Annotated in this window: 10 protein-coding genes; 6 read left to right on the top strand and 4 right to left on the bottom strand. The window is 36.3% G+C overall.

What is annotated here, in order from left to right:
- Positions 1-2: 2 nt before the first annotated feature.
- From IPU53_RS09240 to IPU53_RS09230, 3 genes are read left to right on the top strand one after another with little or no spacing between them, the layout of a single operon-like run.
- Entirely contained in the window at positions 3-1118 is a 1116-nt protein-coding gene (locus tag IPU53_RS09240; protein ID WP_207450061.1) for a GerAB/ArcD/ProY family transporter, read from the top strand.
- Between the two features lie 5 nt (positions 1119-1123).
- On the top strand, positions 1124-2272 hold the full coding sequence (locus IPU53_RS09235) for a Ger(x)C family spore germination protein (RefSeq protein ID WP_207450059.1): 1149 nt from the start codon (positions 1124-1126) through the stop codon (positions 2270-2272).
- 15 nt (positions 2273-2287) lie between these two features.
- A complete protein-coding gene (locus IPU53_RS09230) occupies positions 2288-2524 on the top strand; it encodes a hypothetical protein (protein ID WP_207450057.1) in 237 nt (78 codons plus the stop codon).
- 565 nt (positions 2525-3089) lie between these two features.
- Here IPU53_RS09230 and IPU53_RS09225 read toward each other — a convergent pair.
- On the bottom strand, positions 3090-5321 hold the full coding sequence (locus IPU53_RS09225; RefSeq protein ID WP_207450055.1) for a beta-L-arabinofuranosidase domain-containing protein: 2232 nt from the start codon (positions 5319-5321) through the stop codon (positions 3090-3092).
- The gene (locus IPU53_RS09220; protein WP_207450053.1) at positions 5311-6579 is read right to left on the bottom strand and encodes a dicarboxylate/amino acid:cation symporter; all 1269 of its coding nucleotides are present in this window, start codon (positions 6577-6579) and stop codon (positions 5311-5313) included. The genes IPU53_RS09225 and IPU53_RS09220 overlap by 11 nt, the downstream gene beginning before the upstream one ends.
- Positions 6580-6800: 221 nt before the next feature.
- Between IPU53_RS09220 and IPU53_RS09215 the strand changes: the two genes are divergently transcribed.
- The 3 genes from IPU53_RS09215 to IPU53_RS24930 all read left to right on the top strand — a co-directional run bounded on the left by IPU53_RS09215 (position 6801) and on the right by IPU53_RS24930 (position 9587).
- A complete protein-coding gene (locus IPU53_RS09215) occupies positions 6801-7685 on the top strand; it encodes a helix-turn-helix domain-containing protein (protein ID WP_207450051.1) in 885 nt (294 codons plus the stop codon).
- Between the two features lie 454 nt (positions 7686-8139).
- Positions 8140-8787 (top strand): hypothetical protein, encoded by a 648-nt coding sequence (locus IPU53_RS24935; RefSeq protein WP_242698182.1) that lies wholly within the window; start codon positions 8140-8142, stop codon positions 8785-8787.
- 29 nt (positions 8788-8816) lie between these two features.
- Positions 8817-9587 (top strand): SIR2 family protein, encoded by a 771-nt coding sequence (locus IPU53_RS24930; protein ID WP_242698181.1) that lies wholly within the window; start codon positions 8817-8819, stop codon positions 9585-9587.
- Between the two features lie 428 nt (positions 9588-10015).
- On the opposite strand, the gene IPU53_RS09205 is transcribed toward IPU53_RS24930, so the two are convergent.
- Together IPU53_RS09205 and IPU53_RS09200 are read right to left on the bottom strand one after the other, a co-directional pair.
- Positions 10016-10531 (bottom strand): GNAT family N-acetyltransferase, encoded by a 516-nt coding sequence (locus tag IPU53_RS09205; RefSeq protein ID WP_242698180.1) that lies wholly within the window; start codon positions 10529-10531, stop codon positions 10016-10018.
- Between the two features lie 297 nt (positions 10532-10828).
- A complete protein-coding gene (locus tag IPU53_RS09200) occupies positions 10829-12082 on the bottom strand; it encodes an FAD-binding protein (protein WP_207450049.1) in 1254 nt (417 codons plus the stop codon).
- Positions 12083-12135 lie beyond the last annotated feature (53 nt).

Below are 12135 nucleotides of genomic sequence, written 5' to 3'. Positions count from 1 at the left end.
AGATGGAGAAAGGAAAAATATCAGCTTTACAGATGAGCGTTATGATGTATCACGCTATTATAGCGACAGGGATTCTTTTTATTCCCAAAACAGTCTTTGATGCTGCCCAGCAGGATATTTGGATCTCTCCTTTATGGGCTTTTCCTTTAGGCTTGCTAAGTGTATATATTGCATATAAATTGCACAAGCTTTATCCAGACAATACGATTATGCAATACAGCCAACATATTCTTGGTGCCTTTTTTGGTAAGGTACTTGGATTGATCTTATTGCTGTTTCTGTATACTTCTATCAGTGTGATGGTTTGGCAATATGGAGAATTTGTGGCTAGTGAATTTCTCCCCCATACTCCAAAGTATGTGATAGTAGGTATGATGATTCTGTTGTGTGCGTTTGCTGTACACGGAGGAATTGAGGTTATAGGAAGACTGTCTGAAATAGTTTTTCCAGTTTTTCTCTTGCTTTTTTTAGTCATCGTCGTATTACTCCTTCCAGATATAGAGATAAAGCGAATGCTACCAGTGATGGAGAATGGCATAATGCCTTCTGTTAAAGGTTCATTGGCTTTATACACATGGTTTGCTCAATTTGGAATTATCTATTTTTTTCTTCCATATTTAACAAATCGGGAAAAAGGAATGAAATGGGGAGGCATTTCGGTATTAGTTGTTACGATAACATTAGTGCTTACTAATATCACCGTTATTTTGGTCTTTGGGCGTTTAACGGGAAATTTTACTGCCCCACTCATGAGCGCGACGAGATATATTAGCATAGCCGAATTTTTGTCTCATCTCGAAGCAATTGTTATGGCGATTTGGATTGCAGGGACATTTATCAAAATTTGTGTTTTTTACTATGCTTTAGTGCTGGGTACAGCTCAGTGGTTTAACCTATCCAACTACCGCTCTCTTGTCCTGCCGACCGGTTTTCTGTTTGGGGTGTTTGCGATGCAGGCGTTTCTTAATTCCGCAGAGGCATCCGAACATTTTCATGAGGTTTCCCATGGGTTAACAGATACTTTGGTGTATGGACTGATCCTCCCCATGTTCCTGCTTTTGATAGCCTACATACGTAAAATGAAGATTTTTAAGCAGAAAGGCAGGGAGAAAAAGTGAAGCGGTTGAAAATAATATGGCTTATCGGTATCTCCTTATTTTTGCTCACGGGTTGTTGGGATAGGAGGGAGACCAATGATCTTTGGGTTGTAACTGGAGTGGGATTGGATCAAACGGAAGATGGAGAAATAGAAGTAACAGTTGAGATACATTCTCCAAACAATGATAGAGGCGAAGGAATGGGTGGAGAGAGTAACCAGGCAGGGGGCAATAAAATGATTCATCAAACAGGGAAAGGCATATCGATACCAAAAGCCATTGAGGATCTTGATACACAACTTCCAAGGGAAATTCTATGGAGCCATACGAAAGCGATTGTGATTAATAAAGCTTTAGCCGAGACAGGAATTCGTGAAGAATTAGATTTTTTTATCCGTCATCCTGAGCCGCGCTTGAGAAGTTACGTATTTATTAGCGAGGGGAGCGCGAAAGATATTATGGCTTTGCTTCCGCCATTAGAAAGAAGTTCTTCTGAGGTACTAATAGAATTAGCTAAATCAGAAGTGTTAATGAAGGTAACATTATTTGATTTAATGGAAATGTTGAAGGGAGAATCGGACGCTGTCATTCTTCCTATGGTTGATAAATTACCGCCTGAAGAGGGGGAACAGCCCTTAGAAACGACTGCGTATATGAATCAATCAGCTATCTTAAAAAAAGGTAAAATGGTCGGTTCAATTGATGATCGGTTAACTAGAGGAGTGCTCTGGTTTAGAAATGAGATAACAGAGTCTACTGTCACGGTACAACCTGAAGATGCAGACGGTCTTATTTCTATGAATTTAATTAAGGGAACAACAAAGTTGATACCTGAGATAGACGGCAATGAATTGAAAATGACCATTCAAATTGAAACGATGGATGATGTGATACAGAATAAAACGAATTGGGATTTAAATGAAATCGAAAAACAAAGAGTACTGGAAAAGGAGTTAGCGAAAAAGATTGAAACACGTCTAACAGATACTCTAGAAATAGTGCAGAAAGAGATGAAAGCAGACATTATCGAATTTGCTGAAGAATTCCGACGGAAGCACCCTGAAAAATGGAAGGATATAAAAAAGGATTGGGAGGAAAGGTTTCCTTCTGTAGAAGTAACTTTTGATATTGAGGCAAAAATTCTTAGAACAGGGCAAGGAAATGTACCTTGGTAAAAAGAGGTGAACAACATGAAAGGGGTCTATATTTTCTGCGTAACGGCGGTCGTAGTGTTGATGTTCATTTATCAATGGCCCAAAATACAGTCAACGGAAATTAAAGAGAAATTAGTGTTTTCATCCTTAACACTAACAGGTTGGTCTCTAGCTGTAGCCTACATTATTTTTCCGAATATGGATTCACCGGCAAAAATTGTTGATTATGTTCTAACAAGTTTGAGAAGTAATTTCCTTGATATATTCTCCTGATATAAAACTGACCAAAGCTTCTTCCAAGATTCGTTTTAAACATTTATATGCTCATATTTCTTAATATAACAAAGTCCATTTGTCTTCATTATTGTCCTAAGTCCCTGTTTATAGCCGTCTATTCGATGAAAAATCAATAGGTAGACGGTTATTCGTCATCATACCGAAAAGGTACGCCTATTTTAATAGTTCGGGCTTACGCATTAAGTACGAAGAGGATTTTAAAACAACCGTAGATTTCACACGTAGCGTTATTTCCGACAATTGGTAAAACAGAAGCTCAAAGAATACGGGATAGGGCGACACTCATTCTCACTTTTTTGCCGTTCCCCCATAAACTAGGCGCTTGCACTTTGCATCCATCCTAATGTGTTATTAATGGATGATTTAGGGAACAGCGGTCGGCACATAAGTAAACTATAAACATATATGTCCTGAAAAAAAACGCTGTAGGTTTGCTCAAATTAAGCAAATTAAGCAAATTACAGCGTTTGTCTTATTTTGAATATCTTTTCAGTAGTTCCCCAATTCAAGGAGCCTGTACACGCTTACGTTCCCCTAGTTTCTATACTTCCATGAAATAGGCATGATAATGTTCATCGTTGATTTGATTCAATGGGCGCAATTCTCTATTACCTAAAAAATATCTGTTATTAATAACTTGAATCTTTTGAGATATTTCTTCTGAAGTGACAAGTTGAAAATCAACTTCTTCACAACAATATACTAGTAGATCTTGACCGTAAGTAATTGAAAAAATATTTTTGTTATCGTTGGTTCGATGAATTCTAGTAATAGGTGTAAGAAAAATACTAATTTGACTATCTTGCCAGTTTTTTTCTAACTGGATAAAACCATCGTTGATTTGATAAGAAATCAGATTACCATCTATCATAACCTTTTGAATGTTGGCCCAGGTAGGAACACGAATCATTAAAGTAAAAGTTTCACTACCATAAATTTGCAATGAAAGACAATCATCATGCAATTTTTGTTTGAGTATCACATTTTTTTCCTGCCAATGAACCTGACTCGGATAGAAAAGATTTATATAAACAGTTGTATCCTTAAAGGCATATATGTCTTTTTGAAACCGAAGCATAGTCTCTAATCCTGTACCATGACAGCAAGTATTTTCTTTGGTATCGAATTTTTTCTTACCTCCAGGAGAAAGCGGCATAAAATAAGTCGTCCCACCATCGCAGGAGTGACTCGCAGCTGCTAATAAATGGTTGTGCAAAGTATTCTCGTAATAGTCAAAATAATAAGCTTTTTGGTTTAAGTCAAATAGCTTCTTTGTCAATTTTAACATATTGTAACTAGCACAACTTTCAGCGTTTTTTGTAGTTAAATACTTTGCTATGTGATTAGCTTGCTTAAACATTTCAGTTTCACCTACACCGCCAATGGAGTATGCATGTTGATGGACGACCATTTGCCAAAAGTTCTCTGCAATCGCTAAATATTTTTCCTCTCCGGTTTCTTCATAAATATCTAACGCTCCTATAATTTGCGGTATATGCTGATTCGCATGAACGCCGTTAAGTGTATCCATATCGGCTGCCATTGGGATAAATAGTTTATCATTTTCAAATAGAAAAGCCGTAGCCAAATACTGTTCTTCTTTAGTGAAACGATATAACCGCATCATCGCAGAGATCATTCCACCAAATTCACCTGCAATGTAGATTGACCACATTTTATTGAGTTGTTGGCGACTAAGAGCGTGCAAACGTTTATAGACCCAGTTTCCTATATTCATTGCTACCGACAGCCCTTGCTGATTCCTTGCAAACTCGTAACTATCCAATAATCCTGTTAAAATCTTATCTAATGTATAATAAGGGGCCCAAATGGTTGGATAAGTAGTATAACGCTCTAATAGATCAAACTGTTCTTCATCATAAGCACCTAAATACCCTGAATGCATCCCTTGCTTTTCCATTGCTTTTTGACATTTTGCCAATTCAGATACCAAATAATCCACTTTTTTTTGAAAAAATAAATCCGAAGTTCCATAGAAGGCCAAAGACAATGCGGAAAGGTAATGGCCTGTTGTATGTCCACGTAAATTACCTTCAGGTGAATCCCAGCCTGTCATAGGCTCAGCATTTTCTGTCGAAAGTCCCGCTGCCTCACGAAAACTATAAAGTAATTGATCTACGCAAACTTTTCTCAGATGCTCTAGCATTCTTTCGGCAGAATTCCTGTAAATAGAATCCCCTAGTAAATTTACAGGTTTTGTAACGAGCTTTTCTGGTGTCTCACTCTTTATTGGCATATCCGGTTTAATTGTTAATTTTACCAATTGTTTGGAACCGGCTACTTGGCCAAAAATAACTTGGGTCTCTCTATCTGCCACAAGGTTCTCAAGCCATGTCACCTCGGCAGTAGAATATGATTGGTCATCAAGTGTAACTACACATACACTAGGAAGATGATTCATAGCTTCTTTTTTAGTTAGTTCTAGGTCATATATCTCAACAATAGTGTTTTGAGGGACTTCCTCTAAAACTGTTGCTACAAAATCACGATAGATGATCACCTCTCCGTACTCTGCTGTTACTGTTAATGTTACTTCCCGATTACCTACACCATAAGTAGGACGCGTGACTTCCCCTTTATGATTAATAAAAAGAATTTCTGAGGATTTCCAATTAAAGCGACTTTCACGTTTTCCGACCTTTGGCAATTGTAAATCTGTATCAACCGTACCCAAGTTTCCCAAATAAATATCAGCAACATCTTGTTTGGCAATTGCTTCATCTTTTAGTTTGGTATTCGTGTTAATATTCATATGGTATTTGCTCCTCTCCAGGATTAGTTAATGTAACTTTTTTCGCTAGTTTTTCCTTTAACCAATTCTTACCTTCTACCAAACGGGTAATCACCATAGATATTGCTGGATCAGAAGTAACGTTAACCATTGTACAGAACGGATCAGTTAATGTTCCCATGATCACTATGATGGGTATGGCTTCAGTAGGAAAGCCCAAGGCTGTACAAATAAACATTTCCCCAATAAAGCCACCACTAGGGATCGTTCCAACGATAATTCCGCTAATCACGGCCACAAAGATTGCAACAAGCATTTCTTTCATACCAAATGAGCGTTCAAAAACAGCAAATAAGAATGCGATTTTCATGATTTGTACGCTAACCACGCCATTTTTATGAGTATTTCCTCCTAAAGGTATAACGATATCACATATATATTTCGGTATTCCCATTTTTTCGCTAGCTAATAGATTAACAGGGATACATGCTGTAGAACTACAAGTTCCCATTGCTGTAGTCATTGGGAGTGTTATGTTGCGCCAATAAGCTTTTACACCTTCAAATCCACCACCCCAATAAGTATACAAAGTGGAAGTCAATACGAAAAATAGAATACAAAACACTACATAAATCAATGAAATTCTTGCGATTGAAGAAACAACCTGACCACCCATTTGACCAATCATAGAAGCGAAATAACAAGCAATTCCGAGCGGCGCTAATTTCATAACCATCTCTACCATTTTCATAAGAACCTCTGTAACATTATTAAGAAGTACTTTTACCTGAGTGGCTTTATTACCTAAAAGGCTCACTCCTATTCCAAACATGATAGAGAAGATAATTAGGGGTAACATATTATCTTTGGATAAAAGCATAGAGAAATCAGAAACTGTTAACATATTTACAATATTTAAACTTGACTCGATCTCTTCATTGTTATTCCCGATGGTTATAGTTTCTCCGTTAGTAGGTGAAAAAATCGACGTTGTAGCTAAGGCTAATATTGAAGTGATAACTCCAGAGGCGATCACCACCACTAAAAATATCAAGAGTATTTTTCTTAATTTCCCCACATTTTCCATATTAGCGATAGAACTAGCAATTGAAACGAAAACAATGGGTACTATTAAACAAAATACCAAATTTAAAAATACATCAGCAATTGGTCTTAAACTTTCCGCTTTTGGTCCCATTGCAAAACCCGCTATGGCTCCTAAAACTACCCCAAGTAATAATATGATTGAAAAACGATAATTACTTAAGATCTTTCTCATATACGCTCACCCTCTCATATTTAGGTTATGATTTGATTGTAGCGCATACATTAATATAACAAACAGGATCTATATTATGATAAAATTGTATTATATTCATATCTATTCTTGTATTTTATTAAGATATATCAATTTATTTTTAATTGTTTCTTCTAATAATGTTGATATGTAAACGCTTTTCGATGAACAATACCATAACAATATTAGGAAGGTTATATTTCATGTATATTAAGTTAATTTCTCCACCCTTACCACATTTAGTAGCTTCAGGAATCTCAATTTTTCGTTCAGGAGATATTCATGAAAGACGTGTGTTGAACGAAATCTTTGATCTAATTGTTATGAAACAAGGAACACTTTTTATAGAAGAGGATGGATATCAATATACTTTAAAGAGAGGTGACTATCTCATACTTTCATCAGGTAAATTACACAAAGGCTATCGTCCTTGCATGGAAGAGACACATTTTAACTGGCTACATTTCTCAACCATGGGCAAATTTCAGTATGAAAGTACCACAAAGTTACAACAAAGAAAAATGATGAGCCAAAAAAAATGGTATAAAAAAGATAACTTCTCCATTTACTTAAGCAAATATGGTCACTTAGATGAAAAGTCCTTAGATCAATTGTTACAAATTATGGATAGCTTGGTCGAAGTAGAAATTAATCACAAATTCCGGAAAAAGCAATTTTTCCCTGCTAATATTGATGAATTAGAAGCTCAGCAGCTTTTTTTGAACATCCTATCTACTTTGCAGCATAAAAATTATCAATACACCAAAAAAAATTTAGCATCACAAATTTATGTATATATCGCTGCTCATACCAAGCAACCATTTTCGCTTACAGAGTTATCACAGGAGTTTTCTTATCATAAAGCATACATTATTGAATTGATTAAAGATGCATATTCTATAACGCCTTCCCAACTTCACACACATTTGCGGATGGAAGAAGCAAAATCATTGTTAAAAAGCACTAGTTCACCTATTCAAGAGATTGCTTATGAAGTTGGCTTTAATGATCCTGCTTATTTCAGTAAGCAATTTAAAAAGATCACCGGAGTAACCCCAAAAATATATCGTAAACAATATCGTAATTAACCAGTGGATTTTATTCCGCATCTACGCTATTTAGTATTTAATAAAAATGTTATATAGACTTCAATGACATATAAGGACTTACGCGTTCAAATCTTGTACACGCAGTATGAGGATTATTATGAGGCGTTTGCGATTATTATTAGGAAGAAAATAGCATTAAAAGGTTGGCGGGCAACATCCCATCTTAAATATAGCCGTAGCATACCCCCTGGCAAATCTAGTGGAAGAGATACATGAAACTAGTTTGGACATTTGGACGACAATCCAGCCATCCACAAAGCAAAAAGTGTAATTTTTGATATTTCGACCTGATGATGATTGAATTGAGAATGTCACAGAAACATGGATGTTTTCGGTGACATTCTATATTTAGCAAACAAAAGTGGCAGGATATTTTATGAATAGAAAAGAGGCTAAATATAAAAAACATACTGCCATAAACGATATTTTCTGAGTGCCGAATACACCCACTGCTATTTCAATAAAGACTGTAAGTGCAGTCCAAGCAGCTCGGAAAGAATGCCCCTATTCAAAATGGCTCCCCGATAATTATGCCGGTAAAAGGCTAAATGTTTTTGGTAAGGGTGAATTCGAAGGATTAATTGCTTCTAGTTTGGAAAACAGGAGAAGTAATATCCTAGACTACCTTGATAAATTTGATAATAATGTCTCAAACTTACTAAATAAATGGCAAGTAAATGAAGATGTTGTGAGAAAAAAGTTCGCTTTAGAAACCGATGAGCAAATCGGGGATATGCGCTATAATCAAGCAATACGATTAAATGAAAAGCTAGCAACTCGTGTACCTTTGTTTGAATCCGATTATTTTTCAGCCTTCTTGCGCTTATTAGAGAAGCACCCTACTGACCGTTATCTTAAGCGTATTGTCAGAGCTTATCTTGAACTGCTTGTTGGAGCGATCGGACAAAGCTTAGTCTCCCAATTAAATGAAGAGTTATTTACAGCTGCGCCAGATGAAATAAGCGTATTTGATGATTTATCAGGTATATTTTCAATGAATTATCAAGGCGTAGGACAAACTGGTATGGAATTGTCATTGAAGAATTTCCTATTAAACTGGATGAAAATACAGAAGGTCTAACAATTTTCAGGGAATTAGGACGTACAATTTTGGAAGAAATTTATTGTCAGGCGATGGATTACCAAGCACTCATTGATAGTCATTTCCGCTATTTATATAACCCTAAAGCACATTGGGCAAAATTTAGCCGGATCTCGATATTTCTCCATACCGTCCAAAGATACATAACAAACCATCTATCAGTGGATGATGAAAAGATTTCCGATGGGCCAGGCTATTATCACGATCTATTGACTTTAAAAGAACACTTTGAATTAAAATCAATAGGCACAACAAATTATAACAATTTTGTTCAGCAAGTCATTTCTGAAACAGCTCATTATGACGTACCGGTATATCATTTAAACGGTAGCGTCAATGAATATTATGATCCATATAAAAACACTATTCTTACTGAACCTAGTGAGGAAGATAGAAAGGATAGAATCCTAGTTCCTTTTATGTTTACTCAAAGCGGAGTTAAACCATTAACATCTGTTGCTATGTCAAGGAAGTATGTTGATCTTTATGACCACTATGTAAATTCAGATGCTGTTTGTGTTATTGGCTATGGTTTTAATGGAGATGATGGTCATATCAACGGAATGTTTAGAAGTCTAGTCGAAATAGAAGATAAGCGATTATTTATTTTCCATTATAAAAATGATAATCAAACTGAAGCACAACTTTCAAGGTATTACCAACAGAGGTTAAGATTGAGCTCTTCATCAAATATTCAAGTGTTTCTAGTGGATGATGAGCGTCTGGTGAATGGCCAAATTTGGTTTGAAAGTTTACTAAATGAACTCATATCAATATAAGATAAAATGAAAAACACACTTCCTGTACTATACAAATTACCAAAAATATGGAGGGGACACTAAATTTTGATTTCCTGCAATATCCTTCTATCTTTGACATTTGGACAAGAAGCTGGCCACCCACTAGCAAGAGGCGAAATTTTTATTTAGGCCTGATGGCAAAAAATAAAATAAAACGTCCCAGAAACATAAGTAATTTCTGGGACGTTTTATTACCATAGATCAGGTATTTTTTACTAGTGCAAGGGTGTGTTAGGACTTTTGGCTTTAGCACAAGTTTGATTAAAACTAACCCATAAACTTACTTTTTACAAAATAAAGAGATTGATCAAAATAGGTTTTCTCTTTGTCCAAAAGTTATACAATTTTGTAAAAAAGTTTGATCGTTTTCCACTACTAATCTTTAACAAACGTAATCTGTAATAGAATTAAGTATCTCTAAAAAACTCCTTCTCTAGAATAGAATAATAATATTGGTCAGTCCACTTGTTTTTCCAAAAAAGTTCTTCCTTAAAAATAGCTTCTCTTACCATACCGATATGTTCCATTAAAGCTGCGGAGTATTTATTGTTTGAATTACACATTCCAACTACTTTATGTGCATTTAATCGTTCAAAGGCATATTTCAATAAAAGTTTAGCAGATTCACCTCCATAGCCCCTTCCCCAATATTCAGGAAGTATCGCAAAACCAATTTCCCAACTTTTTCTATAATCATTATAGCTCCATATTTGTGCTAAGCCGATCGGTATTTTCCTTCCGTTCTTAGCCAAATTTACTATAAAGTCGTAGTTTCCTGCCTTTCCTCCCTTTTCAATTTTATCAATATATTCCTCTCGTACGACATCTTCATTCGACTGTACAATTTCCTCAAATTCCCATAAACTTTTATCACATTCTATCCTGCAAATAAAGTCTAGGTCATTCATTGATACTTTTGACAACAGTAATCTTTCTCCATAAAGTTCTAATTTATTCCCCTCCCTTTGACCCTCCCTTTAATAGGGAAACATTCATAAAATCTCTCAGTTTAACATAGGGATCCTTACTAGATAATATATGAGGATTATTCTACAAACTGTACGTTTGAAAGGAACTATCACAAACTAAGCTCATGAATTAATCTAACTTGTCTATAAATTATCGAACTTTATTCAAAATGATTAATTTCTATTATAAATTATCAAACTATATTTCAACGCTACAATTTCTCTTATTGGCATATGCCAGCCACCTACCCTCTAGAAAATATAATAGTTTATAAATGGATTACGAAACTTCCCTACCGAATCATACTCAGCTAATAATTGCCTGTATTCCGGTAATTTCCTATAAAAGGATTGTACCTGTTCTTTCGGCATCGTAAATACCTTTCCCCAATGCGGACGGGCCTGAAAAGGCGCTAAGGCTGCTTCAATTTGCGGAAGAACTTGTTGAACTGCTTTCCAATTATCTTTCCAAGTAAAATGAAGCCCTATCACATCTTGTTGATAGCTTGGGCTTAACCAAAAGTCATCCTTCGCGACACTGCGAATTTCATTCACATGAAGGAAAGGGGATATCTCGGCCCGCATCTCCCGAATAACCTGTAATGCCTCCACGGCATATTGTCGTGGAATGAGATACTCTGATTGCAACTCACTCCCACTACTTGGCATAAAATCAAGACGAAAGTGAGGCAAGCGATCAAACCAAGTGCCATCCACTCCCATTTGTTCTGTACAGTTAATGCTCTCTATTCCTTGAATAGGGTGAGCATTGGCTTTTGCTGGTAATGCACCATATAGCTCTGACCTTACGGATGATTTGTCAGCTGATAATTGCTTCAGCCACACCTGGTTAATCGTATCCTGTTTCCAATCCGTAAACAAACTAACACTGTAAGCACTTGAGAAGATTTCATCTAAATGTCCTGGCAATTGGGCAAATGGCAGATGTTCATACACATATTGACTCACTTGATAACTAGGGATCACAGCTAATGTCAACTCAATAATGACACCTAATGCCCCCAAATGAACGGCCGCCCCTTGCCACTCTTCGCGGTTCTTGTCTTGAGAAAACTCTACGGTCTCTCCATTGGCTGTGACAACCTTCATCGCTCTTACGCTACTAGACAAACACTGATTCTGATCACCAGATCCGTGGGTCGCTGTCGCACAAGCGCCTGCAACCGAAATATGCGGTAAAGAAGCCAAATTAGGTAAAGCAAAACCACGCTCCTCAAGATATGAACTTAACTCCCCATACCTCATCCCACCTTCGATCGTGACCGTTTGCTTCTCTTTATCAAAGTCTAGTACACGATTTAGATTCCCTAAAGAGAGAATAGTATTATCTGAATCCGCAATATTATTAAAAGAATGACGCGAGCCTACGACCCGGACATGTGTTGCTTCTTTGACAATCTGTTGAATTTCTTCTACACTACTTGGCTCATGCCAATGTTTTGCTTGATATATAAGATTTCCCGCCCAATTTTTTTGGTGATTCATAGTCTCAACTCCTATAAAAAGAATACTTTGATCGATGAATATAAAATGAGAAG

It is taken from the genome of Bacillus sp. SD088, from assembly GCF_017355205.1.
Taxonomy (GTDB): domain Bacteria; phylum Bacillota; class Bacilli; order Bacillales; family Bacillaceae_C; genus Lederbergia.
Note: the sequence above shows the minus strand (reverse complement) of the source record. Positions and strands in the feature narration are given on the sequence as shown.